Source organism: Erwinia pyri, from assembly GCF_030758455.1.
Lineage (GTDB): Bacteria > Pseudomonadota > Gammaproteobacteria > Enterobacterales > Enterobacteriaceae > Erwinia > Erwinia pyri.
Map to the genome: position 1 here is coordinate 2,862,950 of NZ_CP132353.1, position 26,596 is coordinate 2,889,545.

28 protein-coding genes and 3 tRNA genes are annotated in these 26,596 nt (G+C 56.1%); 5 read left to right on the forward strand and 26 right to left on the reverse strand.

The features are described from left to right. Positions 1-1,173: 1,173 nt before the first annotated feature. The 20 genes from Q3V30_RS13495 to Q3V30_RS13590 form a co-directional block, all read right to left on the reverse strand. A complete protein-coding gene (locus Q3V30_RS13495; RefSeq protein ID WP_306206463.1) occupies positions 1,174-2,406 on the reverse strand; it encodes a beta-ketoacyl-ACP synthase in 1,233 nt (410 codons plus the stop codon). Beyond that, positions 2,403-3,134 carry a 3-ketoacyl-ACP reductase FabG2 gene (locus Q3V30_RS13500; RefSeq protein WP_306206465.1) on the reverse strand — a complete coding sequence of 244 codons (732 nt, stop codon included), beginning with the start codon at positions 3,132-3,134 and terminating at the stop codon, positions 2,403-2,405. The genes Q3V30_RS13495 and Q3V30_RS13500 overlap by 4 nt, the downstream gene beginning before the upstream one ends. Continuing rightward, complete coding sequence (locus Q3V30_RS13505; RefSeq protein WP_306206466.1) at positions 3,131-3,604, reverse strand: hotdog family protein; 474 nt, start codon at positions 3,602-3,604, stop codon at positions 3,131-3,133. The genes Q3V30_RS13500 and Q3V30_RS13505 overlap by 4 nt, the downstream gene beginning before the upstream one ends. Further along, positions 3,597-4,754, reverse strand: a complete 1,158-nt coding sequence (locus Q3V30_RS13510) for a beta-ketoacyl-[acyl-carrier-protein] synthase family protein (RefSeq protein ID WP_306206468.1) — start codon at positions 4,752-4,754, stop codon at positions 3,597-3,599. The genes Q3V30_RS13505 and Q3V30_RS13510 overlap by 8 nt, the downstream gene beginning before the upstream one ends. Further along, entirely contained in the window at positions 4,751-5,320 is a 570-nt protein-coding gene (locus Q3V30_RS13515; protein WP_306206470.1) for a DUF3261 domain-containing protein, read from the reverse strand. The genes Q3V30_RS13510 and Q3V30_RS13515 overlap by 4 nt, the downstream gene beginning before the upstream one ends. Continuing rightward, positions 5,317-7,635, reverse strand: a complete 2,319-nt coding sequence (locus tag Q3V30_RS13520) for an MMPL family transporter (protein WP_306206472.1) — start codon at positions 7,633-7,635, stop codon at positions 5,317-5,319. The genes Q3V30_RS13515 and Q3V30_RS13520 overlap by 4 nt, the downstream gene beginning before the upstream one ends. After that, positions 7,607-8,206, reverse strand: coding sequence for an outer membrane lipoprotein carrier protein LolA (locus Q3V30_RS13525; protein ID WP_306206474.1), 600 nt, complete (start codon positions 8,204-8,206; stop codon positions 7,607-7,609). The genes Q3V30_RS13520 and Q3V30_RS13525 overlap by 29 nt, the downstream gene beginning before the upstream one ends. Beyond that, a complete protein-coding gene (locus Q3V30_RS13530; protein ID WP_306206477.1) occupies positions 8,203-8,625 on the reverse strand; it encodes an acyl-CoA thioesterase in 423 nt (140 codons plus the stop codon). The genes Q3V30_RS13525 and Q3V30_RS13530 overlap by 4 nt, the downstream gene beginning before the upstream one ends. Then, positions 8,619-10,325, reverse strand: coding sequence for a glycosyltransferase family 2 protein (locus Q3V30_RS13535; RefSeq protein WP_306206479.1), 1,707 nt, complete (start codon positions 10,323-10,325; stop codon positions 8,619-8,621). The genes Q3V30_RS13530 and Q3V30_RS13535 overlap by 7 nt, the downstream gene beginning before the upstream one ends. Beyond that, positions 10,319-10,666: an ApeI family dehydratase gene (locus Q3V30_RS13540; RefSeq protein ID WP_306206481.1), complete on the reverse strand. Its 348-nt coding sequence runs from the start codon at positions 10,664-10,666 to the stop codon at positions 10,319-10,321. The genes Q3V30_RS13535 and Q3V30_RS13540 overlap by 7 nt, the downstream gene beginning before the upstream one ends. Then, complete coding sequence (locus Q3V30_RS13545; protein ID WP_306206483.1) at positions 10,653-11,996, reverse strand: AMP-binding protein; 1,344 nt, start codon at positions 11,994-11,996, stop codon at positions 10,653-10,655. Before Q3V30_RS13545 ends, Q3V30_RS13540 begins: the two co-directional genes overlap by 14 nt. Next, positions 11,993-12,553 carry a COG4648 family protein gene (locus Q3V30_RS13550; protein ID WP_306206484.1) on the reverse strand — a complete coding sequence of 187 codons (561 nt, stop codon included), beginning with the start codon at positions 12,551-12,553 and terminating at the stop codon, positions 11,993-11,995. Before Q3V30_RS13550 ends, Q3V30_RS13545 begins: the two co-directional genes overlap by 4 nt. 10 nt (positions 12,554-12,563) lie before the next feature. Then, positions 12,564-12,812 carry an acyl carrier protein gene (locus tag Q3V30_RS13555; RefSeq protein ID WP_306206485.1) on the reverse strand — a complete coding sequence of 83 codons (249 nt, stop codon included), beginning with the start codon at positions 12,810-12,812 and terminating at the stop codon, positions 12,564-12,566. Between the two features lie 22 nt (positions 12,813-12,834). Beyond that, positions 12,835-13,101: a phosphopantetheine-binding protein gene (locus Q3V30_RS13560; protein WP_306206487.1), complete on the reverse strand. Its 267-nt coding sequence runs from the start codon at positions 13,099-13,101 to the stop codon at positions 12,835-12,837. A gap of 25 nt (positions 13,102-13,126) precedes the next feature. Continuing rightward, positions 13,127-13,906, reverse strand: coding sequence for a lysophospholipid acyltransferase family protein (locus Q3V30_RS13565; RefSeq protein WP_306206489.1), 780 nt, complete (start codon positions 13,904-13,906; stop codon positions 13,127-13,129). Further along, the gene (locus Q3V30_RS13570; protein ID WP_306206491.1) at positions 13,899-14,627 is read right to left on the reverse strand and encodes a beta-ketoacyl synthase chain length factor; all 729 of its coding nucleotides are present in this window, start codon (positions 14,625-14,627) and stop codon (positions 13,899-13,901) included. Before Q3V30_RS13570 ends, Q3V30_RS13565 begins: the two co-directional genes overlap by 8 nt. A 371-nt stretch (positions 14,628-14,998) precedes the next feature. After that, a complete protein-coding gene (locus tag Q3V30_RS13575; RefSeq protein ID WP_306206494.1) occupies positions 14,999-16,375 on the reverse strand; it encodes an efflux transporter outer membrane subunit in 1,377 nt (458 codons plus the stop codon). After that, positions 16,375-17,469 (reverse strand): HlyD family secretion protein, encoded by a 1,095-nt coding sequence (locus Q3V30_RS13580; RefSeq protein ID WP_306206496.1) that lies wholly within the window; start codon positions 17,467-17,469, stop codon positions 16,375-16,377. The genes Q3V30_RS13575 and Q3V30_RS13580 overlap by 1 nt, the downstream gene beginning before the upstream one ends. Then, positions 17,469-19,166, reverse strand: coding sequence for an MFS transporter (locus Q3V30_RS13585; RefSeq protein ID WP_306206498.1), 1,698 nt, complete (start codon positions 19,164-19,166; stop codon positions 17,469-17,471). The genes Q3V30_RS13580 and Q3V30_RS13585 overlap by 1 nt, the downstream gene beginning before the upstream one ends. 1 nt (position 19,167) lies before the next feature. Next, a complete protein-coding gene (locus Q3V30_RS13590) occupies positions 19,168-19,599 on the reverse strand; it encodes a MarR family winged helix-turn-helix transcriptional regulator (RefSeq protein ID WP_306206500.1) in 432 nt (143 codons plus the stop codon). Between the two features lie 218 nt (positions 19,600-19,817). On the opposite strand from Q3V30_RS13590, the gene Q3V30_RS13595 reads away from it, so the two are divergent. From Q3V30_RS13595 to Q3V30_RS13615, 5 genes are all read left to right on the forward strand, one after another. Beyond that, a complete protein-coding gene (locus tag Q3V30_RS13595) occupies positions 19,818-20,654 on the forward strand; it encodes an AraC family transcriptional regulator (protein WP_306206502.1) in 837 nt (278 codons plus the stop codon). 52 nt (positions 20,655-20,706) lie between these two features. Next, a complete protein-coding gene (locus Q3V30_RS13600; protein WP_306206504.1) occupies positions 20,707-21,114 on the forward strand; it encodes a DUF2000 domain-containing protein in 408 nt (135 codons plus the stop codon). 214 nt (positions 21,115-21,328) lie between these two features. Then, a complete protein-coding gene (locus tag Q3V30_RS13605) occupies positions 21,329-22,021 on the forward strand; it encodes a hypothetical protein (protein WP_306206506.1) in 693 nt (230 codons plus the stop codon). A gap of 2 nt (positions 22,022-22,023) precedes the next feature. Then, a complete protein-coding gene (locus Q3V30_RS13610) occupies positions 22,024-22,212 on the forward strand; it encodes a hypothetical protein (RefSeq protein ID WP_306206508.1) in 189 nt (62 codons plus the stop codon). A 46-nt stretch (positions 22,213-22,258) separates the two neighbouring features. Next, positions 22,259-22,738 (forward strand): Hcp family type VI secretion system effector, encoded by a 480-nt coding sequence (locus tag Q3V30_RS13615; RefSeq protein ID WP_306206510.1) that lies wholly within the window; start codon positions 22,259-22,261, stop codon positions 22,736-22,738. Positions 22,739-22,861: 123 nt separating this feature from the next. On the opposite strand, the gene Q3V30_RS13620 is transcribed toward Q3V30_RS13615, so the two are convergent. The 6 genes from Q3V30_RS13620 to uvrY form a co-directional block, all read right to left on the reverse strand. Next, positions 22,862-22,947 (reverse strand) — tRNA-Leu (locus Q3V30_RS13620). Between the two features lie 12 nt (positions 22,948-22,959). Next, positions 22,960-23,033 (reverse strand) — tRNA-Cys (locus tag Q3V30_RS13625). Positions 23,034-23,072: 39 nt separating this feature from the next. Beyond that, positions 23,073-23,148, reverse strand: a tRNA-Gly gene (locus tag Q3V30_RS13630). Positions 23,149-23,306: 158 nt separating this feature from the next. Then, on the reverse strand, positions 23,307-23,855 hold the full coding sequence (gene pgsA, locus Q3V30_RS13635) for a CDP-diacylglycerol--glycerol-3-phosphate 3-phosphatidyltransferase (RefSeq protein ID WP_306206512.1): 549 nt from the start codon (positions 23,853-23,855) through the stop codon (positions 23,307-23,309). Positions 23,856-23,926: 71 nt separating this feature from the next. After that, on the reverse strand, positions 23,927-25,759 hold the full coding sequence (gene uvrC, locus Q3V30_RS13640; RefSeq protein ID WP_306206514.1) for an excinuclease ABC subunit UvrC: 1,833 nt from the start codon (positions 25,757-25,759) through the stop codon (positions 23,927-23,929). Then, positions 25,752-26,411: a UvrY/SirA/GacA family response regulator transcription factor gene (gene uvrY / locus Q3V30_RS13645; protein WP_306206516.1), complete on the reverse strand. Its 660-nt coding sequence runs from the start codon at positions 26,409-26,411 to the stop codon at positions 25,752-25,754. The genes uvrC and uvrY overlap by 8 nt, the downstream gene beginning before the upstream one ends. Between the last annotated feature and the right edge of the window lie 185 nt (positions 26,412-26,596).

Below are 26,596 nucleotides of genomic sequence, written 5' to 3' on the forward strand. Positions count from 1 at the left end.
TGTTTAAAGCCAGTATATTTTATAGGCTCGCCTTCACTGGGCGAAACCGGATGATCCATAAACTATTCAGAGGATTAGCAAAAAATTCGAAACAAAATTTTTGCTTTGACCCTTCCCTGTCAACCTGACTCCTCTCCCCTGACGATCAGGAAGACTGTACTATAGCACAGTCTGACCCTGATAAAATGGTTAGTCTGTTGAGAAGACAGAAATAAAAATTTTCCCTGGCAAGCGAGGCTTAAGCGCTGGAATTCAGCTGCTGAACCGGGTTATGCCGCTATTCTGACTCGTTTCGCTTTAGTCATAAAACGGGCCGCTGCTGCCGCCCTTCGGGATCAGAAATCGTAAGAGAGCGAAAGCTTTAACTCACGCGGGTCTCCCTGACAGATGTAGATGTCATATCTATCCACCCGACCAGTATGGTTGGCACGGTCAGGGGTGATGAGTCTTATATGGCTTGCTTTAAGGGCACGTTGTCTGAGGAATTGCTGTTCTGGTCAGGGATGATGTGTCTTGTGTGGCTTGCTTTAAGGGCACTTATCTGGGGGTAGGGTAACAGGATCAGGGAGAGGGGGCTGAACACAAAAACGCCGTGAACCCTTCCGTGGGGGCTGCGAAGCGGCGACCATGCCGCTTAGCTTTTGCTTATCAGCCCCCTCTCCCTTCCCCCCAGCGTTGGTGTTGCCTGTCAGAGAAAATAAAACCAACGTCCACGTCCAGTATCAAATCTGGTTTTGACCTGTGTGAACGCTAAACCCACCAACAACGCTGAATTTAACGGGTGGCACCCAGGAGTGCCTTAGCCGAGTGTATGCCGCAGGGATGCGGCATCCAGGCTTGCGCTAATGCTAGCTCTATAACTGGTTTAATATTCTGCACTACGGCGTCTCGGATAACGTGCTCTGTGGTGACGCCTTTTCACCGCAGCTGGTTTTGACCCGTGTGAACGCTAAGCCCACCAACAACGCTGAATTTAACGGGTGGCGCCCCGGAGCTCGTTAGCCAGGTCTCTGCCGCAGGGATGCGGCAGCGAAGCCTCCAGGGAGGGATTCACGGCGTCCTGGATAACGAGCTTCGGGGTGACGCCAAATCACCGTAGCTGGTTTTGACCTGTGTGAGCGCTAAAATCAAAGGCAACGCCAAATCCAACCAATGTCCGCCCGCATCTAATCTCTACTCCGTCCAGCGGCGGAAAATCAGCGAGGTATTGATGCCGCCGAACGCGAAATTATTCGACTGCACATAATCGGTTTGCAGCTCGCGCGGCTGGTGCATGATGTAATCCAGCTGGCCGCAATCCTCGGCAGGATCGGTGAGATTCAGCGTGGGCGCAAACCACCCTTCGCGCATCATCTCAATGCTCAGCCAGGCCTCCAGCGCACCGCAGGCGCCCAGCGTATGCCCGAAATAGCTCTTGAAAGAAGAGATCGGCGTACCGTTGCCAAAAATTGCCGCCGTGGCCAGACTTTCGGCCACATCGCCCCGATCGGTTGCAGTACCATGGGCGTTGATATAACCGATATCACCGGCAGTCAGACCGGCCATTTTCAACGCGCCTTCCATACAAACCTGCATGGTTTCACGCTGAGGCTGCGTAATATGCGCCGCATCACAGTTGGTATAAAATCCAACTATCTCCGCATAAATCGTCGCACCACGCGCCTTTGCATGCTCCAGATCTTCCAGCACCAGGGTCCCTGCGCCCTCGCCTATTACCAGACCATCCCGCTGCTTATCGAAAGGAGAAGGCGTAGTTTCTGGCGCATCGTTGCGTTGACTGGTGGCAAACAGCGTATCGAACACCGCCGCTTCTGACGGACAAAGCTCCTCTGCCCCGCCTGCCACCATCACCGTCTGATAACCGTGTCGGATCGCTTCCCACGCATAGCCAATGGCCTGGCTGCCAGAGGTGCAGGCACTGGATGTCGGGATCACCCGGCCACGCAGCCCAAAGAAAAGACCGGCATTTACCGCAGCCGTATGCGGCATCATCTGCACGTACGTGGTGCCAGTAATATTATTGGTATGCTTCTCGGTCAGCATGGTGGCAAATTCGCTCACCGGCCCGGTACTGCCGGTCGATGAGCCGTAGGCGATACCGGTCTCGCCATTGTTCAGAACGGGATGTTCCAGCAGCCCGGCCTGCTCCAGCGCGAGTTCACTGGCGCGGGTCGCCATCAGTGAAACCCGGCCCATTGAACGGATGCGTTTACGCGTGTAGTGCTGCGGCAGGGTGAAATCATCAACCGGTGCGCCTAAAAGCGTATTAAGGCCGTCATAGACCTGCCATTCCGGCATCTTACGCACCGCATTCCGCCCGGCACGCATTCTCGCTGAAATTTCCGGCCAGCTGTTGCCGAACGCCGTCACGCCGCCCATTCCCGTTACCACAACCCGGCGGATCACAGCATGCCTCCGTTGATGGAAATAACCTGACGGGTCACATAACCTGCGATATCCGACATCAGATAACTTGCCAGGCCAGCCACTTCATCAGCCTGCCCCATCCGCTTCATCGGGATCATCTTCATCGCCTCTTCAACCGCAACCGGCTCCATCTGGATCATTCCGGTATCGATCAGGCCTGGTGCAATACAGTTCACGGTGATTTTGCGCTTTGCCAGCTCAATCGCCAGCGCTTTGGTGGCACCAATAATGCCTGCCTTAGCGGCGCTGTAATTGACCTGCCCGCGATTGCCCATCAGCCCGGAAACGGATGACAGCGTAATAATACGCCCCCCTTTGCGCAGACCAATCATCGGCATGATGCAGGGGTGAATAACGTTGTAGAAACTGTCCAGATTGGTATGGATCACGCTGTCCCAGTCCTCTTCGCTCAGGGCAGGAAACGCACCATCGCGGGTAATCCCCGCATTGCTGACCACGCCGTAATAGGCACCAAAATCGGCAATGTCCTGCTCTATCAGCGTGCGGCACTGCTCTCTGTTGGCGATATCAAAACCCAGCGAGCGCCCTTCGCCGCCCGCCTGCTGCATCTGGCGCAGCGTCTCTTCTGCTCCCGCCTGGTCGCTGTGATAATGCACAACGACGCTAAAACCTTCGGCAGCCAGCCGCAGGGCTATCGCCCGGCCAATACCTTTGCTGCCACCCGTGACCAGTACTGAACGCGTCATTGGTTATTACCCTGTTGCATAAGTTGGTTGAGTTCTTCCCGGTCAGGCTGATAAGTATTTAACCTGCCGCTGGCGTAATGTTCGCCATTAATCGTGATGTTACCCTCGAAGCTGCCAATTTTTTCATCGCGCATTAACAGCGTGACGGTAACTTCAAGCGTGGCCCCTGCGGGAAAAACTGCTGCCTGGCAGCGATATCCCCTACCGCCCAACAGCATCCCTGGCGAGGGCTTGTTGTTATTTTGTGCACGTCCGTGCCAGCCGGACCAGACGCCGATGGTCTGAGCGATAATTTCAATGCCGAACCAGGCGGGAAGATCGCCCTCAGCATTGAGAAAAGGCGACAGCACGCCCTCACCAACTGTTACCTGGCAGCAGGCACTCTCTTCGCTTACCCAGAGAACCTCTTCCACCAGCACCATTGGCGCATCATGCGGCAGATAGTCAACCGCCCGTTTGTCATCAACCATTATGCTTTCCCAGAATCAGGCAGGTATTATTGCCGCCAAAGGCAAAAGAGTTACTCATTATGGCGGAGCCGGAGAGCGGGCGAGGCTGGCACAACAGCCCACACTCTGCCAGCGTATCATCCTGAACAGTGAGGGTGAAATCCTGCGGCGGCAGCGGCACAGGCTGAGTAAGCAGCAGCCAGCTTATCGCCGCTTCGCAAATGCCCGCTGCCCCCAGCGTATGTCCGGTCAGATGCTTTGTGGAACTACAGGGAACGGTATCGCCAAAGATCTGGCTGACCACATCCGCTTCGATCCGATCGTTCAGCCGCGTGGCGGTGCCGTGCAGATTGATATACCCCAACGCGCCGGGTGCCAGATCCGCCTGCTTGAGCGCCATCGTAATCGCCCGAATCGCCCCTTCGCCCTGAGGATGCGGCGCGGACATATGGTATGCATCAGAGGATTCCCCCACGCCCAGAATGGCCACGGCCTGAGGCGTTTTGGTCAGCACCATCAACGCCCCGCCTTCGCCGATGGTGATACCGTCCCGCTGCTTACTGAACGGCGCGCATTGCGTGGGCGAGAGCGACTCCAGGCTGTCAAAGCCGTTAACCGGCATGCGGCTCAGCGTATCTGCCCCGCCAACGATCGCCACATCCGCCAGGCCAGCCTCAAGCAACCGCTGCCCGCTGATCAACGCGCGGGCGCTGGAGGAGCAGGCGGTGGAAAGCGTGTAGGCGGGGCCAGACAGCGCCAGATAGTGCGCCAGAAAACGCGACGGATCGCCCAGCTCCTGCTGATAATAGTGATAATTATCAGCCTGCTCTGCGACCCGGTTATCCGCTTCATTCAGGCCGGAGGTGCTGGTGCCCAGCACCACAGCGATACGATCGCGGCCAAAGGTGGCGATCGCCTCATCAACCTGCGGCTGGATTTGTTGCAGAGCGGCCAGCAGTAGCTGGTTATTTCGGCTACGATGCGCGGCAAACGTTTCAGGTATCTCCGGCAGATCGGCATCCACCCTCCCGCTCCAGCAGGGTTTACCGTGCAGCAGCCAGCCGCTGTCCGGACGCATGCCGGGCGCGACACTTCCTGCCAGATTAATGGCCGTAGCTGCCATATCGTTTCCCAGCGCACTGAGCATGCCCACCGCCGAAATGTAAATCATTGTGCATCCAGATGTTGAATAAGTATTTGATAGCCAAACGCAAACTGCTGCACGCTGACAGGTTCACGCCTGTCGCCGCGCTGCAGATAGCGGATCTCGGTAACCAGTTTGCCCTGCTGATCGCGCAGCTGGCGGCGATCTTCTCTATCCTTCAGCGTCCAGCCTGCAGGCAGATGGGGTTGCCATGCCGCTACCGGCCAGTGGCTCAACATAATATCAGCCAGCACCTGGCTGGCTGGCGGCATCTCGGGCAGAACAATCGACTGTTCGGTATGAATGCCGCTGCTGTCGTAAGTTACCCTGAACAGCCGGATCCCCAGCGAGGAGAGCCCCGCCAGCGTCAGCTGCTGACTCTCTGCGCTAAGCAGCACCAGCAGGGACTGCTTTTTGCCTTTAAAAGTCCCGGTGAGCAGCTGTTGCTCAGTGAAGGCGGGTGTAATACCCGGCGCGGGCAGCGTCACCTTAACGCCAGGCTCCAGCCAGGCTTCGGGACGGGTTTCATCCGGTTTGCTGGCACAACCCGCCAGCAGCATCAGGGCAAGCGCGGCCACGGCAGTCGCTCTCATCTCTTTTTCCTTTTAGGCGGCATGGCCAGGGGAGCCAGTAAAAACGCGGTAAAGATGCCGCTGCATAACACAATGCCAAAGCTGGCGATCGCCTGGGTGCTGCTGAAGACCAGCATGCCCAGCGTCAGCAGGGTCGTTGCCATTGCCAGCGTCACCGCCAGCAACGAGGTTATCGGCGTGCCGCGGGGATTACTGAAGAAAAGGGTGTAATTAATGCCAATCCCCAGTACCAGAACCAGCGCCAGCAGGGAGAAGAGGTTCAGTGAATGCCCGGAAAGTGACAATGCAGCCAGCCCGCCCCCCAGCGACAACACCGAGGGCAGCACGCTGATTGCCCCCTGCCGTAAGCCGAGCCGGAAGATATAGCTCAGCGCGATGGCGACCAGCGCCGCCGCAAGCAGCCAGCCCAGTAGCGTGCGGTAAAAGGCAAAGAGCCGATCAAAGGTGGCTTTGCGATCGATCCAACTCACGCCCGGCAGACTTTTAGCCAGCGCGGCCAGCGCGGCGCTGTTGCTCACCCCTTCCACCGGCACCAGCACACCGCTACGGCCTTGTGAAACAGAAAGCCACAGCAGACGCCATCCTTCACTGTTTGGGCTGTTAAGCCATTGCTGAGGCGTTAATGTCATGGCTGAAAGATCGGGCGCGGCAACCTGCACACCCGCCTGCTGCAGCTGCGCCATCACTTGAGGCGCGGCGTTGTTAAGCAGGATGTTATCCTGCTGCTGCTGTCGTAAAGAGGCGAGCGGCAGCAGACGATACTGCTGCAGCCACTGCTGCGTTTTGGCCTTCTCCAGCTCAGGAGCAAGCGCCTCAAGCCGTTGCAGCGTCTGCTCCGGCGTGTCGCCATAAACCACCATCCAGGTCTGATCGGCGCGTTGTCCGCTCAGCTGCGTTACCTGTTTCTCCTGCGCCAGCAGCGCTGGCGGCAGCGCCTGGAGCTGCGAGATATCATCATTTACCTGCAGCTTTACCAGACCAGTGAGTGAAATGGCCGCCACCAGCAGCGGCAGGCCAAGGCGGAGCCGCCGGTCTCTTCGCCAGCTTGCTAACCAGCGCCCCATCAGGGCTAACTGCGGGACCGGACGAACCGGCAATCCCTTCACTAATAGTGGATACCAGCAGATCACCGTCAGGCAGGAGGCGGTCAGCCCCACGGCGGCGAAGAGAGCCAGCTGACGAATTCCCGGGAAGGGTGCAAAGAGCATAATCAGCCAAGCAATCGCCGTCGTGCCTAATGCCAGCAGCAAGGCGCGGATCACTTTTTGCAGGCTCTGCGCAGGCGTGGCCTCCGCACCGTGAACCATACGCTCCGTCAGGTAATACAAGGTATAGTCCGCCGAGATACCGACAATGCTCAGGCTCATAACCAGCGTCATCAGATGCAGTTCGCCAAACAGCAACAGCGTTACGACAATCCCGGCCAGCGCCCCCACACCTACCGACAGGGCGCAAAGCAGTAGCGGACGAAATGAACGAAACACGGAAAATACCAGCAGCAGGACCCCGATAACGGTGGCCACCCCTAGCGTGGAGACATCGTGCTTTGCCTGCTGGCTGGCATAATCACTGAACCAGACCGTGCCCCGGGAAAGCAATTGCGCCTCTGGATAGTTTCTCTCCAGTCGGTTTTTAAGAGCGGCAAGCTGCGCCACAATCGCGCGGCTTTGCTGCATATCGAAAGAGCTGCCGTTGAGTTCACCATGCAGGAAGTACCACACTCTTCCCTGCTTATCGGTGGTGGTCAGCCAGCCCTGGCTCAGGCCAAGTTTTCCGCTGTTTTGCTGTAGCGCCAGCTGCGCACCGCGCACCAGCAGCAGCGGGTCATGCGACAGCTCCTGCCCGCTGACGCCAGCAAAGGCTGAATAGAGCTGTGCCAGCACCCAGTCGCCCTGCGCCGAACCGCCGTTTGCCAGCCTGGCGCGGGTGGCGGGGTCGATCAGCGCATTGCGGTGCTGCCAGGCAAATTTCCCCCAGGCCTGCTGTTTGTCAGCCGCCATCGGTCCCTGAACATTGTGCAGCATCGGCAGCGCCTGTAGCTGCTTCAGATACCACTCCGCTACGGCCGGATCGGGGGTATCGCCAGCGCTGACCAGCCAGACAAGCTGGCGATCCAGGCGCTGCATAAAACCCTGTTGCAGCTCGGGAGGGATCTCCCCCATCGCCTGTTCCGGCAGCAGCGCCAGCACGCTGCTGTTGATGGTCGCTCTGGGCAACAGCATGACCAGCAAGGCTACCAGCACCAGGCAGATCGCCAGCCAGCCCAGCGCAACACGACGTGGCGTATCAGAAAACAAAACGCTGTTGCTCCTCACTGCTCAGGCTGGTCGTGGTACGCTGATTGCTGAGAGAAATTGCCGTTTTGTCACCCTGACGGTCGTTCAGCTCAATTGCCTCCAGCCAGGCTGCCCCCTGCAGGGTGATGCTATTAAATAATTTATCCAGCGGTGAGGTTTTTGGCGTCAGAACCAGCTGCCATCTCCCCTGCCCGCGATCCTGAAAATCCAGCGCGAAGTTCTGCTCCAGCACCTGACGATCGGCGCGGAACAGCGCGCGCAGCAGATGATTGAACTGAAACATCTGTGGGTTACTCTCAGCCGTGACGATCTGCGGGGGCTGGCCGTTCATCACCTGCATCATGCGGCTTTCATCCAGCACCAGCGTCAGAGGGAAAGGCCTGGCCTGATGCCACCACAACCCTTGATCCTGGGCAATCAGCAGCTCGCCGCTCGATTTCAGCGGCGCCATCCCTTTGATCTCCCGTAGCTGGGTAAAGTCAGCCCGCACTACCGCCTGGCTGGCGAAACGTTGCTGAAGATCGTCAAGCGTCACCGCCTGAACAGCTGCGCTTAACAGCAGCAGCCCGGCAAGCAGGCAGCGGATCATGGCTGCACTCCCAGGCGCTCAAACAGGATCGGCGGCGAGACGAAACGCATCTCCTGGCTGCTCTCCTCCACCGCTACCTGAATGGTATAGCCGGTAGTGAGGCGCTTACCGCTCCGGGCGTCAAAGATCTGATAGCCGATACGCAACCGGTTCTCCACCTCTTCCAGCGTGGCGCGCACGCGAATGGTCTGCTCAAAGGTCAGCACCGCGCGGTATTTCACCCGCGTATCCACCACCGGCCAGAGGTAGCCAGAGGCTTTCATTTCCCGATAGCCATAATTAAATTTTCGCAACAGCGCTTCGCGGGCAATCTCAAAATAGCGGAAATAGTTGCCGTGCCAGACAACGCCCATGGCATCAACATCATGAAAAGGAATGCTCATTTCCACTTCAACAGAAAAACGCGGGTCGTTTAACACTGTGATTCCTCTTTCTCATCCGTTTGCGGTTGCTCCGGCAGTTGCCAGAAATCGAAAAAATTAAACCAGTCCAGCGGCGCTATCAGCGCGTGGTGCGCCAGCCTTCCGGCATACCTGTCCACTGCCTGCTGTAAAGCCTGCTGGCGCGTAGCGCGGGGTAATACCAGCGGGTCGGCAAAGGGTTCACAGTGCAGCCGCAGCTTTCCCTCTTCCCGCAGGGCAAACATCAGCAGCACCGGACAGCGCAGCGCAGCAGCCAGCACGAAAGGTCCCTGCGGAAAAGGCGCGGGCTTGCCGAGAAACTCACTCCAAATCACCCGTCTTACCCCGCCTCGCTGGCGATTGACGGCTGTACGGTCACCCACTATCGCTATCCACTCGCCGGCATCCAGCTTCTGCTGCAGCAAAATGGCGGTTTCCGGGCCAATCTCCGTCACCGGCATCACATGCCTGCTCGCCTCTGGCGCTATCTCATCCATCACCTGACGAAAACGCTGCGCATTGTCGGTAAAGACCAGCGCATTGATCACCAGCCCGCTCACCTGCTGCGCCAGCGCCCGGCAGGCTTCAATATCCCCGAGATGCGAGGCCAGGATCAGCCTGCCGCCTGGCTTGCCGCCGGCGATCGCCTCTTCGGCACCGGGAGCAAAATCGATCTCTTTCCCCCAGCGCAGATCGCCCCGCCAGCTGGCAATTTTCTCCAGCATCGATTCGCCAAAACGCAGATAGTGATGAAAACTGTTCACCCGGCCGGGCAGCGAGCGATGTTGCTGGCGGGCATACTGGCGAATATGTTTGATCCACTGACGGGAAGCTGCCCGCTGAGGGCCGCCGGTAAGCCAGTAAAATCCGATCACCGGCCAGAGCAACAGGGTGAATACCCCGCGACCGAAGAGCTGATAAACCCACAGCATAAATCTCAGCCCCGACCGCCCCTTACGCTCCTTTATGCCCGCCCAGTGTTCTTCGCGGCGGCGCTTAAGCAGCGAAGGGATGCGCGGCAGCATGCCGAAAAACAAGCGCGTATGCATCCAGGAGATGCGCAGGTTGTCATGAAGCGCATCGAAATGCGATACGCCATCAACAGGATAGGTGACGCGGGTGGGAATAAAACGGCTTGGCGTGCCGCGCCAGTAAAGGCGCACCATGACTTCAGTATCAAAGTCCATCCGCGCTCCGATGGGATGGCGCGTCGCCAGTGCCAGCGTCGGCGCCAGAGGATAGACGCGGAAGCCACACATGCTGTCCCTGATGGAAAACGACAGGGTTTCCACCCAAACCCAGAAATGGGTGATGTAACGGCCATACAGACGAGATTTGGGGATCGAGTCGTCATAGATCGGCTGGCCGGAAATCAGGCAAGCCGGATGCTGGCGCGCGGCTGCCAGCAGCGCAGGGCTGTCCTCAATCTGATGTTGGCCATCAGCGTCAACCTGCAGCGCATGGCTGAATCCGGCAGCGGCAGCGGCCTGTAGCCCGCGCATCACTGCCGCGCCCTTACCCCGATTCTGCGGCAGACGAATCAGCGTGACGTTAGCATGATCTAATGCGGCCAGGCAGCCCTGCGTAGCCTCATCGCTGCCGTCGTCGATAATAAACACCGGCAGGCTAAAAGGGGCCAGCCTTGCCAGCACGGAAGCCATCATCGCCCCGTGGTTATAGCAGGGGATCACCACGCAGGGGGAAAAGTCCGCTAGCACAGCGTGATCTTCCCGCTGCTGGCGCGCAGGGGCTGTTCGCCGCCCAGGATCTGATAGTCGAACTGCAGACAGCTTTTCTCACTCTGCCAGCTCAGCGTCAGTTTCAGCGTGTGGCCCGGCAGAATGGGCTGCTGAAACTTGATGTTTTCAACCGCCGAAAACTGCCTGTCGGGTGCCAGCATGGTCACGCCGTAATGCATCACCCAGTCAAGCTGGGCGACGCCGGGCAATAACGGCTGCGTGGGGAAATGGCCGCGGAACCAGAAGAGATCGGGTTCCACCTGCAGTAAAACTTCTGCTTTTCCAGCCTGCTGCTGGCGGGAAAGCTCAACGGGCAGCATAAAATAGCTCCTGTATTTGTGGCCAGGCACGCTTGCTTTGGCTGTTATGAGGGATGCTGTTCACAATTCGCCAGTACCTCGGCATGGCAACCGGCTCCAGCCAGCGGTAGAGTTCGTGCCGCCATTCGCGCTTCATCTGCGCCAGCGTGCTTTCATCATAGTGGGCATCCAGCACCAGCACCACGCCAATGCCGTTGCGTTCAGGACGGCTGACTGCCAGCGCCACGGCATCCACCACCTGCGGCAACGCCAGCAGCCTTCGCTCAATTTCACTCAGCGAAACGCGCTTATCTTCAATTTTTACCGTGCGATCGTAGCGGCCGCCGAGCTGGAAGCCTGCGTGAGTAAACAGAAGTTTATCGTCCAGCTGCAATCCTTGTGGCTGGGGGATCAGCGGCGACCTGGCCCACCAGCGCTGTTGGGCATCCTGCAGGAAACTCACGCCGCTAAAGGGTTGCCATAGCTGCTGTTCAGAGGTGCGGCTGCGCACCGCCAGCACGCCAGTTTCGGTGCTGCCATATATCTCCTCTACCGGCTGATTCAGCCAGCTGTTGACCTCCTGCGCGCAGGACCAGGGCAGTTCGCCGCCTGCGGAGACGATCAGCTTGCAGCGTGGCGCAGGCAGGGTGCGGTCCAGCCTGCGTAAAAAGGCCGGACTGCTGATCAACAGGTGATCTTCAGAGGCCGCCAGCGCAGAGAGCTGCTCGCTATAGAGGATCTGACGACACTCAAAGAGCAGCCCCAACGCCAGCGGCAGGATCAGCCGGAAGGTGAGGCCATAGAGATGCTGATGGCTGACCGTGGCGATCACCGTGCATTGCGCAAGGCGATCTCCCCAGTGATCCGCCAGCCAGCGCGCCTCTTCGTCGAGCGCGCGCACCGGCTTGATCACTTGCCGCGGGGTGCCGGTCGAGCCGGAGGTAAACAGGACGACAACGGCATCGGGACAAACCGCAGGCAGAGCGGAACAGCGGGCTGCTTCTGCATCTACAGAGAGAGGAAGCTGGAGGATTGGGCAGTTAAGCGTAAACGAGGCGTCGGTTAACAGCGCGTCAAACTCGCTGCTCTGCTCCTGTAAAAGCGACTCGCGACAGTGGCCGGGGATCACCGGCACTTTTCCGGCATGCAGCGCGGCCAGCAGCGCCACGCTGAACAGATAGCTGTCTTCAAAGCAGAGCGCCCACCTGCGGGCGGGATGTGCCAGCAGACGATGGCCCAACGCCGCCACCGCCTGCTGCCACTGCTGACGGCTGAGCAGCTCCATTCCACGGCGCGCTACCGCCCCTTCAGAGGGCGCGCTCAGCCACTGCGCCATGGGCAGCGTGCTCATGCCTGCTTTCTCATTCGCTGCCGCAGCAGCCATTCGCCCGCCATCAGCAGCCCCATCAACAGATAACTGACCAGCCCGTTCCACCACGTCCACCAGAGAAGATTGTTCATCAGGCAGGTCGCCAGCGCGACGCTCCCGTTAATGATAAAAAACAGCGACCAGATCTGCGTTACCCGCCGTGTCCAGCGCACCGCGCGCGGCGGCAGGTCAGGTTCACGCAGCCGGGCCAGACGCTCTACCAGCGGCATACGGCTGAATAATGAACCAGCAAACAGCATCAGCATCACTGCGTTGACCATTACCGGATACCACAGCAGCAGATGGTTTTCACGCAAAAACAGAGTGCTGAGACTTAACGCCGCACCGGCCAGCGCCAGCCATTTGCCCAGCAGGGCAAGCGCCCCCTGCCGCCCTCTTAGCATCAGCCAGCGCAGAATAAACAACACGGCGGCAAGAGGCAGCAACCAGCGCCAGGCGGGATGCGTCAGCGAGAGCCAGACCATAAGTGGCCAGGCTACCATCATCAGCGTGCTGACGCCCTGCAGGAGTCTGAGCATTGCCCGGAAATTACCCTTCGCGGATCAGCTGATCGACCGCATCAACCACATCCTGAACGGTGCGGACGGCTTTAAACATCTCAGGCTTAATTTTACGCCCGATACGTTTTTGCAGATGCACCACCATGTCCACCGCATCAATGCTGTCCAGCTCCAGATCTTCATATAACCGTGACTCAGGCTTGATAGCTTCCGCGTCGATCTCAAAAAGTTTCACCAGCAGGCCGGTGACTTCCTGATAAATTTCATTCTTATCCATAAATAACTCGTGATGTTGTGGATCAGGCACCCAGCTTGCGCTGAGCCAGAATAAAAGCCGCCAGCGCCGAGACGGAGTAAAAATGCTGACGCATCTCTTCGCTCTCTGCCGAGAGCACCACGCCATAGCGATTCTTCACCGCCAGACCAAGCTCCAGCGCATCGATAGAGTCCAGCCCCAGCCCGTCGCCAAATAGCGGGGCATCGCTCTCTATATCCTGCGTGGCAATCTCTTCCAGATTGAGGGTGTCGATAATCATCTGTTTAATTTCAAGCGCCAGCTCTTCCATACCTGTTTCCGAATAATTTTTAATGTTATGGGGTTAATGCCTGCTGCAAAAATTGGGTCAGATGCCGGGCAGCCAGCGGCTGCGCATCCTCATTCCCGGCCAGAAAGTGTTGACTCTCTATACGCTCTCCTACCGTGACGGTGAACAGCGGTTTTTCTGGCGGGACCTGGTACCAGCGGCTCTGTTTATCCAGCATCCGTTGGGTGCAGCGGATGTGCACAATACGCAAGTCACAGCGGCAACGCACGGCAATATTCGCCGCGCCGCGCTGCAGCTTCAGCGGTTCGCCGTAGCGGGTCCGGGTGCCTTCAGGAAAAATCATGATCGCATCGCCGTTATTCAGCCGCTGCTGGCAGTCTGGCAACAGTGTTTCGGCCTGACTGTTGATCAGGTAACTGGCCGAGCGGATCACCCCGCTGACGAAGAAATTCCGCTGCAGGTCAGCTTTTACCAGGCAGTCCACATCCGGCATCACGGAAGCCAGCATCACGTAATCGATAAGAGAAGGATGATTAGCCACTACCAGACAGCGGCGATCGCGCCTCAGCTCTTCAGCCCCCACAATGCGATAGTCGAGCACCCCCAGCGCGCGGGTGGTGCGCAAAAAGCAGCGGAAGCTGAATGAAATACTACGCCTGGCCCACTGCCGACGGCGCAGAGGGTTTCGCTGGATCAGCAGCAGCAAATTGAACCACACCACCGACAGCAGTACCCCACCCAGACCAAACAGTGAAAAGCAGACGCCGGTCATCGCTATTCGCCAGAGCCTGTTCACTGCAGCCGCGCACCCTGCTTTCTCACTCATCACGACGCGTCCACTGCCAGTTCAGCCTGTCGCCCTTCAGGGTAAAGGTGGCGGCTTCAGCCAGCACGGCATGTAAAAACAGCAGACTTTGCGGCAACTCCCCTTCTTCTTTATGCGCAGCGGGGATCGATTCACAGCAGTAACCCTCACCAGCAGCGAGGAGCAGCGCCACGGCATAGGGGCTGCGTAACGTTTCTGCGGGAAGGTGTTGATGATAAAACTCGGGGATAGCGCCATCGAAATCGACCAGCAGCACCTGCTGATAACCGGCGGCGTGCAGCGCGGTCACTTCAACCAGCCCCTGCTGAAAAGAGTCCACGCCAGCCGACAGCGAGGTGCTGACCAGCGCTTTTGCGGCAGCAATGGTCAGGCTGCCCACGGCGGCATTGTGCACCGACATGGCGAAATCGGTGGGAGAGAGATCCTCTTCACGAGCCAGCGAGGTCAGGATGCGCAGATTACGCTCCAGCTCGCCGTGACGGCTGCTGAACACGATGGCATCCACGCGCTGGCGCTGCAACAGGGCCAGACCGCTCTCCACGGCGGCGCGGCTTCCGCCCATTAAACGACGGGCTGTCATCATCGGCAGAAAGCGTGTTCTGGCCATCGGCTGGCTGGCATCGATATCCGGCTGGCCGCCTGCCCACTGTTGCCAGTCGGCCTGCTCATTCAGTCCCGGCGCCATCGCCTGCCAGTCAAGGAGTGTAAAAGCTAATCTCATACGTCAAATCTTCTTAAAGCGTCCCTGCGGCGATGCGGCAAAGGCATTGCGCTACAGCTTAGCGCTGGCCTGGCCTCATTAGCACTCAGATTTACCCGCAATTGCGAGCCATCCCCGGTTTTGTTCAGCGAGCGGGTATGAAGGGATTGTCGGCAGAGAGCAACGAATCTTTAGCTTCCCTGAAGCATTTTGCACCGGGAAAAAGCTGACTGCTTATTTAACAGCCTGAAAGGCGAGGCGCCCTGAGCAAGAGTGGTAATCCAGCTAATGTCATCGCGGTGAATCACCCTCAGTTCTTACGCTGAATGGCGCTGATGTCGCGCATAATAGCACTCGTTGCTAAAGAATGCGACGCGCTGACGCGCCTTTTATCAGGAGGTCCAGCCGCCGCCCAGCGCGCGATAGAGGTCAATCTGTGCCTGCAGTAAATTATTTTTAACCTGTACCACGTTTAACTGCGTTGTAAAGAGCGTCCGCTGCGCATCAAGCTCGTCCAGATAAGAGGCGTAGCCGTTTTGATAACGATTGCGGGAGATGCGTAGCGCTTCGCTGACCACCTGTTCCTGTTTTTGCAGCTCGACCAGCTGTTGCTGGTAGCGCTCAATAGCATCCAGATCGTTATTCACTTCGCTGAAGGCGTTGCGCACCACTTTTTCATAGCTGTACAACGCCTGGTTGCGGGTCGCCATCGACACATCCACCTGCGCCGTCAGCGCCTCCCGGTTCAGCAACGGCGCCAGCACGCTGCCGCCAATGCTCCACAAGCGGAAAGGATTATCCACCAGTTGATGCAGAACAGAACTTTGCATTGTACCGGTGGCGGTCAGATTAAGAGCGGGCAGGAGCTGGGCACGGGAAGATTGCAGCGTGCCGTCGGCCGCCAGCAGCAGCCGCTCGGCCTGAACAATATCCGGCCTGCGCTGCAGAAGCTGCGACGGCAGAACGGCGGGAAGCGTCTGCGGCGCTACATGATCGAACTTACTCTGCCGCGCGATTTCCCGGGGATTCATACCCACCAGAATACTCAGCGCATTTTCCTGCTGCGCAATCTGATGTTGCAGCACCGGAATTTGCGCTTTAGCCGTCTGGTATTCTGATTCAGACTGCACCCACTCCAGTTTGGAGGTATAGCCCGTTTCATACTGCCGCTGGGCCAGCTTCAGCGAATCCGTTCGTGATGCGAGGGTGGCCTGGGTCACCCGCAGCTGCTCATCCAGCGAAACCAGCGTCATATAACCGGAGGCCACCGAGCTGGCAACGGTCAGTTCAGCAGCAGAGGCGGCGGCCTGTTGGGCGGCGAGCGTGGCTTTTGCTGCATCGATACTGCTGCTGCGCGCTCCCCACAGGTCGACATCATAATTGGCCTGGAGCAATCCCTGAAACACGGCGCCTTCATAAGGCTGGCCCGTTGCTGAAGAGAGTGACCGGGCATGAGAGGCGGAGACGCCTGCATCCAGCGTCGGGAAATTATCTCCCAGCGCGCCGCGCAGCTCGGCCCGATACTGGTCGACTCGCGAACGAGCAGTCAGGATATCGAGGTTATTCCGCAGCGCCTGCTCAACCAGCCGGTTAAGATCGCTGTCACCAAATGCCTGCCACCAGTTGGCCTCCACAGCTGAAGCCGGCCCCACCTGGTTGCGCCACTGTTGCGGGATGGGCAGTGAACCGGGGGCTTTCTCTACTTCTGTGGCGCAGCCGGAAAGCGTGGCGGTGAGTAAAGCCGCCAGCAAGGAAACAGACCAGCGCATTACTTCTCCTCCCCTTTCTGAACGGCATCGGAAGTATCAATATTGACCTCTACGGACATGCCCGGCCGCAGATGCGCGACGTTATCACTGGTGATTTTGATGCGAACAGGAATGCGCTGGGCAATCTTCACGAAGTTGCCGGTGGCGTTGTCTGGCGAAATAGCGCTGAACTCGGAACCGGCAGCCGGAGAGATATATTCGACCTCTCCCGTAAAGCGTTCTTCATTCAGGGCATCAACCGTAAAGCTTACCGGCAGCCCTGGCTTCACCCGCGCCATCTGCGTCTCTTTCATGTTGGCAACCACCCACATCTGTGCCGGTACAAGGGAAGTCAGGCGGGTGCCGGCCGTGACGTAAGCTCCCTGACGAACCGAAATCTGACCGAGCTGGCCGTCGCGCGGCGCGATAATTCGGGTGTTATCCAGATCGATCTGCGCCAGTTCCAGTGCAGCCTGTGCGCTCTCCACATCGGCTTCAAGCGAGGCGCGATTAACCAGTACGGTTTGCAAATCCTGGCGGGAGACCTCCAGCGTCGCCTTCATCTGCTGAACATCGGCCACCGTCTGGCTGTTGCTGGCGCGTGAGGCATCTCTTTCACGAATCGACAGGGAGCCGTCGGAGACCAGATTCTCTACGCGCTTCAGATCGAGCGCGCTTTTTACCGCCTGTGCTCTGGCATTCTCCAGCGCGGCCTGATTACGCTCAATGACTGCCTGAGCGCTGCGCCGCTGCTGAATATTATTGGCCAGCGCGGCTTTCTTTATCGCCAGTTGCGCCTGCGCCTGATGCACCTTCTGCTTATAGATACGGTCATCAATGGTCATCAGCAGTTCACCCTGTTTAACAGGCTGATAGTCCAGCACCTCTACCGAGGTCAGATAACCATTCACCTGCGGACTGATAAATGTCACCTGGCCGCGTACGTAAGCATTCTCGGTTGACTGGATCTGACTGGTAAAAGGGGGAAGCTGCCAGGCGTAAAGGATCACCAATACCCCCACTACTGCGATGCTCGCGCCAAAAGCGACAGATAAAATACGCAGTTTATTGTTTCGTTCCTGTTCAGAGCGCTGGCTCTCTTCCTGCTGACTCATTAATGCCCCGTGCTGATCGAAGTGGTTGGTTGTTGCATGGCCCGCTGCTCGGCTTCCGCCTCACGCTTAGCCTGAAGCCAGTTAAGATATCGCTGACGTGAAAGACGCCACAGCACCCAAATCAGGGTGATAAAGGCCATGCCGGCGGTCAGTAAATAGGTGTCGTTATAGGCGAGGACGTTAGCCTGCAGCGTGGCAACCGTTTGTAGCTGCGCCGTCCCCTGCGCGCCGCGAAGAACGCTGTCGCCGATAAAACTGTTGAACAGGCTGGTGTACTGGCTGAGCCTGTCGGTGACGTTAGGATTGAGCAAGGAGAGCTGATCCGCTATCAGGCTGGAGTGATATTTTTCGCGCCAGGTCTGGAATGTGCCCAGCAGAGCCGAGCCCATCAACCCACCGATATTTTGACTCATGCCGAACAGCACCACCAGGCTTACCAGATTTTTGGGTTGGGTCACTACGCTGCCAATATTCAGCAATAGAGCGGGAGCAATAAAGAAGGTGCTGCTGAAACCTAACAGGAACTGGCTGAAATACATGTTATTGGCTCGTGTTAGCGGGCTGGAGTGCGCATCCATTAATGAAGCCACCATGATCAGCAACAGCGACATCACAATCGGCCAACTCAGATGTTTTACGTTGATAGTCAGTGCGCTGACCACAATACCGGAGAGCACTCCGGCAAGAATGGCCAGCGCCAGATAGTTCATCTGATCGTTGAGCAACCCCACCTGCTGCAGGTAGCCAATCGCTCCGGTGTTCTGTTCCGCCAGCGTCACGCGCAGCATAATCATGACGATGCCTAAACGGAAAATTGCCCCGGTACCCAACCAGCGGGTGTTTATCAGCGGATTACTCCGGTTATGTTCCAGCACCACGGCGGCGATCACCAGCACCAGCCCTGATGCCAGGCAAACGCCAAGCCATGGCGTGCTGGTCCACCATTCAATACGTCCTAGCGACAGCACGGCACAGAAGAGTGCCATACCCGGCGCCATTAAAAAGAAGGTGAGGAAATCCTTCTTTTCGAAAACTTTAATCCTGTCGCCCGGCGGCAGTTTCAGGATCAGCACCGCCCCAAGGCAGACCATCGCCAGTCCCAGCTCAAACAGATAGAGACCACGCCACTCATCAAGCTGTAACAGCTCGGAAGAGAACAGCCGTGCAAGCGGAATGGCTAATTGTGACGCGCCTAATCCAATCGTCAGCGCCTTCAACCGGTGCTTTGCCGGCCACGCCTGTACCTGATAGTAAATGCCCAGGGAACTGAGCGCTGCCCCCACCATGCCATGGGCAGCACGCACGATGATTGCGGAACTGAGATCGTTGACCAGCAGGTGAAAGAACGAAACCAGGGCGTACAAGACCAGAAACGCTTCGGTAAACGCACGCAGGCCAAACTGCTGGCGAAACTTCACCAACAGCAGATTAATAGAAATATTCCCCATCACGTAAACCGCAGGCAGCCAGGCAATTTCATTGCTGTAAGCGCCGAACACGCCCTGAAGGTTAGTGAGATTCGCCGTGACCAGCGCATTACTCAGCGCCCCGGTGATGGAAATCAGCAAGCCGATAAGGCCAAACGCAATGCGTTTAGGGGTGGGATGCAGCGGCGTGGAGGGCGAGCCGGGAAGCATCGGCTTTTCGCCTGGCCCCCATTCTCGCGGGGCGAACGGGTCGGGTCTGTTACTGCCCATGCTATTTCGCCTCGGTGGCTTTCAGCAGTTGCTGAAGCACCCGCTGGGTAACAGCCAGCTCATCGCGGTTGATCCCTGACAGCAGTTCGTTTCTTAACCTGTCAGCCTCAATTTTGAGTTTCTGATAGAGCGCCTCGCCCTGCGGCGTAACGTGCAGAAGACGCTTACGCCGATCCTCCTCCGGCTGAATACGCTCCACCAGCTGCTGCTTTACCAGACGATCTATCAACGGAACCACGCTGGCATCTTCAAGCCCAAGCGCCTGAGCCAGCTCTTTCTGGCTGATTGGCGCCTCCTGAATGGCAATGGTCGCCACCGCCATCCAGCTGCTCATGCTCAGTCCGTTGTCTTTCATGCGGCGATCGACAGCCTGACGCCAGGCGTGGGCCGTTAAATGGAGTAAACGCGAAAAATTGAGTTCCTGAGCATTCAAAATATAGAGGCCTGATAATTAGAGGTCTAACTAAATTAATGGGGTAATTATAATCAAGGATAATAGACGGCAGGAAGAGAGAGGGAGACAAAAAAGTAAAAATTCTGCTGGTTTTACCCTGAAATTGCGTAGCCGTTTCCGGAAGAATTTTCTCAGGATTGCGGGATCTTCAGCGTCGGCTGTATCCTGAGAGCAGAGCTTGCCTGAAGGATCTGCGGATGAATAAACCTGACTGGGTAGAGATGTCAAAAGATGAAGAGATGCCGGTGGAGGCGATTCGCGCCCATTTTACCGGACACGCCTACGATCCGCACTGGCATGACAGCTGGCTGGTGGGCGTCACTGAGCAGGGGGTGCAGCAGTTTCATTCCCGTAAGAAGAAGCATCAGAGTTATCCCGGCACGGTGTTTCTGCTGGAACCAGGGGAACTGCATGACGGCGATGCCGTTGACGAAAACGGTTTTACTTACCGGATGCTCTATATTGACGCCGCGTTTATGCAGCAGCAGTTGAGCACGGTATTCAGTACCGTTCCCGACAGCTTTGAGCTGAATTTTGCCCGCACGCTTTCCGGTGACCGCAGGCTGGCGCACGCCACCTTTCATGCCTTTCAGAGCCTGCACGACCGCGAGCTGAAAATCGTGAAAGAGACGGCCATGCAGCAGCTGTTTGCGGCGCTGACGCAGCATCAACACTGGCGGAAAGCGATTGTCGTGCCGCAGCACGAAAAAACGCTCGCCCTGAAAACAAGAGAGTATCTGCACGACCATTTGCATGAAAATATTGGGCTGAGTGATATTGCGAACGCGCTTGGCGTGGATCGTTTTCGCCTCTCCCGGGAATTTCAGGCCAGGTTTGGTCTGCCGCCTCACGCCTGGCTCGTTCAACTACGGCTGACCCACGCCCGCAGATTGTTATCGCAAGGCAAAGATCCTGCTGACGTTGCCGCACAGCTGGGTTTCGCCGATCAAAGCCATCTGGGGCGCTGGTTCCGCCGCGCTTATCAACTGACCCCTGCCTGGTATCAACGCTGCTGCACAAATCTTCCAGACTGAACCGCCCTCTTCTCTTACCCTGCTGGTTTTCAGCCGTAAGGAGAAGTGCCAGATGAACGATCTGCGTTGCGTTGTGATTTTGAATAGTGGGCTGCCGGTGGGAAAAGCGGTAAATGCAGCCGCCGTGATCTCATTAACATTAGGCCAGCGACACCCCGGATTTGTCGGTCCGCAGCTGGTAGATGGTAGCGGTCAATCGCACCCCGGTCTGATCCCGGTAGGCATCCCGATCCTGGCTGCCAGTAATGAACAGCTGGCGATGCTGGTTAACGAATGTAGAGAACGCGCTTTTGATGCCATCCTTTTTCCCGTAGAAGGACAAATGACCGTGGATTATGCCGCATTTTCTGAAGCCGTCCGGCAGATCCCCACCTCGGACCTGCAGCATCTTGGTTTGGGGATCGTGGGTGAGAAAAAAGCGCTGCGCAAACTCACCGCAAAACTAAAATTGTTTGGTTAAATAACCGCCTCTGAGCGGTTTCACCGATCAGGCGTCCGGAAGCGATCTGGCTTTAACGTCACGAGAGCGATTTGGCTGTTTACATTAAGAGCAGATAACCTTACTTTAAGTATGGATAACCGTTCAGCTCTTTACGGGTAAACCAGGCAGGAACGCCTGGCGGGCGGTTAACTTCTTTTCAGCAAAAGAGGTCAGAAACCAAAAGGATTAGGTTATGTACTACCGAAAGGAAATCATAAGTTATTTACAGTCGAATAAAGTCCTCGCATTGAAACTCGACCACGCATTAACGGGCGTCGGAGAGTTGGTATCACACCAACTGGCTATGATACAAGCAGGCGCAACGCGCGCACTGTATTACACATCCTGCTTTACCGATGAATATCAGGATGTTTGCCAGAAGCAAAAAATTGAGGATATACGATTCAAAAATGGCGTTATTCATCTTCTGCGCAATGGCAATATCGTATATGACATGCTCAAAATTTATTTCGAAGAGTTATTTAATTATAAAACCTCAGATCAAATAGAGCACATCAAACAAATGCTCATGGCTGTAAATATCCATATTGCCGCCAGCTCACTTACAAACGCTGGATTTGCTTTAGCAACAGCATCATTTGTTGCGGCTGGCATGAATCTGAGCCTTGAAATAAGTACCCTAACAGGGCGCAGGGCTGGCGGAGTTGTAGGGGCGACTGGGATCTATGGCGTCGTTCAGAAAGCAGCAGATAGCGCACATCGCCTTCACTTTACCTATCCGGCTTACTACTCTGCACTATATGTTCAGGAGCTGGAAATGATGTACTTTCTGATAGAGCCATTGTTTGAACGGGCCGAGGCGCTTAAAGCACCGTGGGCATCGGACAATGATATTGCAGAGATCATTACCAGGATGATTCGATAATCATGATAAATCTGATCAAACGATTTTTTAAGAGAATGTTCAAATCATTAGTTTCGATGTACGGTCCCGCCATACTAACAATTTTATTCGCAATGGCGCAGGGAGTTTTATTTCCAGATAGTCCAATCTGGTTTGTACCACTATTTTTCGTGTTCGTGATGGTTGTTTTTTATCGCTATGTGAAATGGTAAATACTTACCTGTTACCATTATTGAGATTTCACTGTAAGGAAATTATATGTCAACACCCGCCCACTTATGGCTTGAAGATGAAAACGGTTCTCCAGTTGTCGGCAGCTGTATGATGCCGCTGCGTACAGGTTCCATTGAGCTAAAGTCATTCTCTCACGGTATAACTATTCCTGTTGATCCCAACAGGGGAAAACTCACCGGTACGCGCATTCATCGCCCCATCACGATAGTGAAAGAGTTTGACCAGACTACGCCGCTCCTCTATCGCGCTGTGTGTGAAGGCCGCGTCATGAAAAAAGCCACTATCCGCATGTATCGCACTCTGGAATCGGGCATTGAGGCCGACTATTTCAACATCATCCTGGAAAACGTCAAAATCACCACGGTTTCGCCTTACCTGGCGCCAAATGGCCTGAGCAGCACGCATCTGGAAACGCTGGAAATGCGCTATGAGGCGATTACCTGGAAGTACACGGATGGAAATATTCTCTACCGCGATTCGTGGAACGATCGCGCTACGGCTTAGGATGAAAATGTCCGGCAGCTGAATATCCGGCTGAGATTACAGGCACAAAAAAACCGCCCTCAGGCGGTTCCACGACATTGCACAAAGTGCTTGTTTTTATTCGTTTTAAATCGGTATTCAATATGGTGCCCGGGGCGGGACTTGAACCCGCACAGCCATAAGCCGAGGGATTTTAAATCCCTTGTGTCTACCGATTTCACCACCCGGGCATGGGTGTAAAGTGGAGGCGCGTCCCGGAGTCGAACCGAGGTTCACGGATTTGCAATCCGCTGCATGGCCACTCTGCCAACGCGCCAATCTTGCTATGCCACCAGAACCTCTGGCGACTAAAATTTGGAGCGGGAAACGAGACTCGAACTCGCGACCCCGACCTTGGCAAGGTCGTGCTCTACCAACTGAGCTATTCCCGCAAACACCAACTTGTCATAATCGACTGAAGCTGCTGATTTACTTTATCTTCTGACAGACCAGCTGCCTTTCGATGCGTTGCATTCTACTGTTCTGGCGAAATGAGTCAACATAATTATCCCGACTTTTCTCTCGTTTGCTGCTTTTTAAATCGCATCGATCACTGTTCAAACAAATCGTTACGCGAAGCGTTGAGATATTGAAACATTGACCAGAAAGTCAGCACCGCTGCAACGTATAAAGCGACAACGCCAATTGCCACTACGGTGTTGTCGGGGCGCCAGAGCAGCGCGAACAGCGACAGCATCTGTGCCGTGGTTTTTACTTTGCCTATCCAGGAGACGGCGACGCTGCTGCGTTTGCCAATTTCCGCCATCCACTCACGCAGGGCAGAAATGATTATCTCACGGGCAATCATGGTCGCCGCAGGTAACGTAATCCACCAGGAGTGGAAATACTCTGCCACCAAAACCAGCGCCATTGCCACCATCACTTTATCCGCAACCGGATCGAGGAAAGCACCAAAACGGGTGGTCTGCTTCCAGCGGCGCGCCAGATAACCATCAAACCAGTCGGTGATCGCGGCGAAGATGAAGATCAGCGCGCAAACCAGCGGGCCCCATTCGAAAGGCAGATAAAACGCCAGCACGAAGAAGGGGATCAAAACGACACGAAACAGGGTGAGTAACGTCGGAATGTTAAAATGCATAGTTATGCTAACTGTCTGGGCAGAGTAGAATTTGTCCCTATGTTCCTACATTGCTTCGGGGGTTGCAATGCTTAGTGTTTCAGCGAATAAAAGATTTTCTCCGCCAGTAGCTGCGAGATGCCGGGAACTTTCGCTATTTCTTCCACAGATGCGTTCATCAACGGCTGCAGGCCACCCATGTATTTAAGCAACATCTGCCTTCTTTTAGGGCCTATCCCTTCAATCGTCTCCAGCGCGCTGGTGTTCTTCACTTTTGCCCGCTTATTGCGATGCCCCGTAATTGCATGATTGTGAGAGTCGTCACGAATATGCTGAAGAACATGCAGGGCCGGTGAGTCCGAGGGCAGTGAGAACCCCTCACCTTCCGGCTCAAAGAACAACGTCTCAAGCCCGGCTTTACGATCCGTTCCTTTGGCAATGCCCAGCAGAATGGGGCGCTCTTTATCCCAACCCACATCAAGCTCAGCAAATACGGTTTTCGCCTGCCCTAACTGCCCTTTGCCCCCATCAATCAGGATCAGGTCCGGTATTTTGCTCTCTTCAAGCTCTTTCCCGTAACGGCGGCGCAGCACCTGGTTCATCGCGGCATAGTCATCGCCCGGCGTAATGCCAGTGATATTGTAGCGCCGATACTCAGAACGAAGCGGACCATTGGCATCAAACACTACGCAGGACGCTACCGTCTGTTCGCCCATCGTATGGCTGATATCAAAACACTCCATCCGGTTGATTTCAGGCAGCTCCAGCACCTCTGCCAGCGCTTTAAGCCGCTGATGGATAGTGGACTGTTGCGACAGGCGGCTGACCAGGGCTGTGCTGGCATTCGTTCTGGCCAGCTTAAGATAACGCGCCCGGTCGCCACGAGGTTTACTCTGGATCGCCACTTTACGCCCGGCAAGCTCCGTCAGTGAGTCCGCCAGCAGCTCTTTCTCTGGCAACGTGAAGTCCAGCAGGATATCTGAGGGCAGAGTACGCGCCTGGCTTCCCTGCAGGTAAAACTGCCCGACAAAAGTCTGCACAACCTCAGCGAGATCGGTGCCGCCCGGAACTTTAGGAAAGTAGCTCCGGCTGCCCAGGACTTTTCCCTGACGGATGAACAGCACGTGAAGACAGGCCATTCCTGAATCAAAGGCGACGCCAATCACATCCACATCGTCACCGTTGTTGGAGACAAACTGACGCTCCGTAACGCGGCGCACGGCCTGAATTTGATCGCGCAGCCGTGCTGCCTCTTCAAACTTGAGATCGGTGCTGGCACGCTCCATACGGGCAACCAGCTGATTCAACACCTGGTCATCTTTTCCGGAGAGGAACAGCCGCACATACTCAATTTGTTGCGCGTACTCTTCTTCACTGACAAGGCCGGCCACGCAGGGTCCAAGGCAGCGACCAATCTGGTACTGCAGGCAAGGACGCGTGCGGTTACGGTAAACATTGTTTTCGCACTGGCGAACCGGGAAGACTTTTTGCAGCAGAGAGAGCGTTTCGCGCACGGCATAGCCATTGGGAAACGGGCCAAAGTACTCGCCTTTAGCATGTTTAGCGCCACGGTGGCTCGCCAGCCGGGGATGTGTATCACCACTGAGAAAGATATAAGGATAAGATTTATCGTCGCGTAACAGGACGTTATAGCGCGGCTGATACAGCTTGATGTAGTTATGTTCCAGCAGCAGCGCTTCCGTTTCGGTATGCGTCACCGTAACATCAATCTGCCGGATGCTCTCAACCAGCGCTTCCGTTTTCCGGCTGGCAAGATTGCCGCGAAAATAACTGGTCAGCCTTTTTTTCAGATCTTTGGCTTTACCGACATAGATAACCGTGTCACCCGCATCATACATGCGATAAACGCCTGGCTGGCTGGTAACCGTTTTCAGAAAGGATTTGGCATCAAACTGTTCATTCACTACTGGTTAACGACTCCGCATTGAACAGGCCATGACGGATGGCCAGATGGGTCAACTCAACGTCACCGCTGATGTTAAGTTTACTAAACATGCGGTAACGGTAGCTGTTGACCGTTTTAGGACTCAGATTAAGCTGTTCGGAAATCTCCGCCACTTTCTGACCTTTGGTGATCATCAGCATAATCTGCAATTCGCGTTCCGACAAACTGTCGAAGGGAGAATCTCTCTTTTGCGGCTCGATCTGGCTGAGCGCCATTTGCTGAGCAATGTCTGAAGCAATATAGCGCTGCCCGGAATGAACCTGACGAATAGCGCTGACCACTTCCTGAGGAGCGGCACCTTTGCTCAGATAGCCTGACGCTCCCGCCTGCATCACCCGGGCCGGAAGCGGGTTTTCCGTATGAATAGTCAGCATAATAACTTTGCTGTCCGGGCTGAAACGCACAATTTTCCGCGTCGCCTCAAGGCCACCAATGCCCGGCATGTTCATATCCATCAGCACCACGTCCACATTATGGCTGCGACACCACTTCACCGCCTCTTCACCACAGTTCGCTTCGCCAATAACCTGGAAGCCTTTAATATCTTCCAGTATGCGGCGAATACCAGCGCGAACCAGTTCGTGGTCATCGACAAGAAAAACGCTAATCAACAGCTCTCTCCAGGTGGGCATCAACAAGAGGTGTATGCATGGATTTAAGCGCCGATCTTACCTCTTTTTGCCTGGTGATTGAACTGAAATAACAGGCTCGTCAGCGTGAAAGCTTTTCACTCTGGCTGCCGGCACTCTGCCTTATCGGTGAGGGATATGTGATATACTTGTTAGCGATTTACCAT

Excerpts from the sequence above, each read along its gene's own strand:
- Q3V30_RS13515 (WP_306206470.1), bottom strand. The coding sequence starts at position 5,320 with ATGAGAGCGACTGCCGTGGCCGCGCTTGCCCTGATGCTGCTGGCGGGT.
- Q3V30_RS13545 (WP_306206483.1), bottom strand. The coding sequence starts at position 11,996 with ATGAGCACGCTGCCCATGGCGCAGTGGCTGAGCGCGCCCTCTGAAGGG.
- Q3V30_RS13605 (WP_306206506.1), top strand. The coding sequence starts at position 21,329 with ATGTACTACCGAAAGGAAATCATAAGTTATTTACAGTCGAATAAAGTC.
- Q3V30_RS13560 (WP_306206487.1), bottom strand. The coding sequence starts at position 13,101 with ATGGAAGAGCTGGCGCTTGAAATTAAACAGATGATTATCGACACCCTC.
- Q3V30_RS13550 (WP_306206484.1), bottom strand. The coding sequence starts at position 12,553 with ATGCTCAGACTCCTGCAGGGCGTCAGCACGCTGATGATGGTAGCCTGG.
- Q3V30_RS13575 (WP_306206494.1), bottom strand. The coding sequence starts at position 16,375 with ATGCGCTGGTCTGTTTCCTTGCTGGCGGCTTTACTCACCGCCACGCTT.
- Q3V30_RS13600 (WP_306206504.1), top strand. The coding sequence starts at position 20,707 with ATGAACGATCTGCGTTGCGTTGTGATTTTGAATAGTGGGCTGCCGGTG.
- Q3V30_RS13610 (WP_306206508.1), top strand. The coding sequence starts at position 22,024 with ATGATAAATCTGATCAAACGATTTTTTAAGAGAATGTTCAAATCATTA.
- Q3V30_RS13525 (WP_306206474.1), bottom strand. The coding sequence starts at position 8,206 with ATGATCCGCTGCCTGCTTGCCGGGCTGCTGCTGTTAAGCGCAGCTGTT.
- Q3V30_RS13585 (WP_306206498.1), bottom strand. The coding sequence starts at position 19,166 with ATGGGCAGTAACAGACCCGACCCGTTCGCCCCGCGAGAATGGGGGCCA.
- Q3V30_RS13595 (WP_306206502.1), top strand. The coding sequence starts at position 19,818 with ATGAATAAACCTGACTGGGTAGAGATGTCAAAAGATGAAGAGATGCCG.
- Q3V30_RS13615 (WP_306206510.1), top strand. The coding sequence starts at position 22,259 with ATGTCAACACCCGCCCACTTATGGCTTGAAGATGAAAACGGTTCTCCA.
- Q3V30_RS13580 (WP_306206496.1), bottom strand. The coding sequence starts at position 17,469 with ATGAGTCAGCAGGAAGAGAGCCAGCGCTCTGAACAGGAACGAAACAAT.
- Q3V30_RS13510 (WP_306206468.1), bottom strand. The coding sequence starts at position 4,754 with ATGATTTACATTTCGGCGGTGGGCATGCTCAGTGCGCTGGGAAACGAT.
- Q3V30_RS13500 (WP_306206465.1), bottom strand. The coding sequence starts at position 3,134 with ATGACGCGTTCAGTACTGGTCACGGGTGGCAGCAAAGGTATTGGCCGG.
- Q3V30_RS13565 (WP_306206489.1), bottom strand. The coding sequence starts at position 13,906 with ATGAGTGAGAAAGCAGGGTGCGCGGCTGCAGTGAACAGGCTCTGGCGA.
- Q3V30_RS13555 (WP_306206485.1), bottom strand. The coding sequence starts at position 12,812 with ATGGATAAGAATGAAATTTATCAGGAAGTCACCGGCCTGCTGGTGAAA.
- Q3V30_RS13540 (WP_306206481.1), bottom strand. The coding sequence starts at position 10,666 with ATGCTGCCCGTTGAGCTTTCCCGCCAGCAGCAGGCTGGAAAAGCAGAA.
- Q3V30_RS13570 (WP_306206491.1), bottom strand. The coding sequence starts at position 14,627 with ATGAGATTAGCTTTTACACTCCTTGACTGGCAGGCGATGGCGCCGGGA.
- Q3V30_RS13505 (WP_306206466.1), bottom strand. The coding sequence starts at position 3,604 with ATGGTTGATGACAAACGGGCGGTTGACTATCTGCCGCATGATGCGCCA.
- pgsA (WP_306206512.1), bottom strand. The coding sequence starts at position 23,855 with ATGCATTTTAACATTCCGACGTTACTCACCCTGTTTCGTGTCGTTTTG.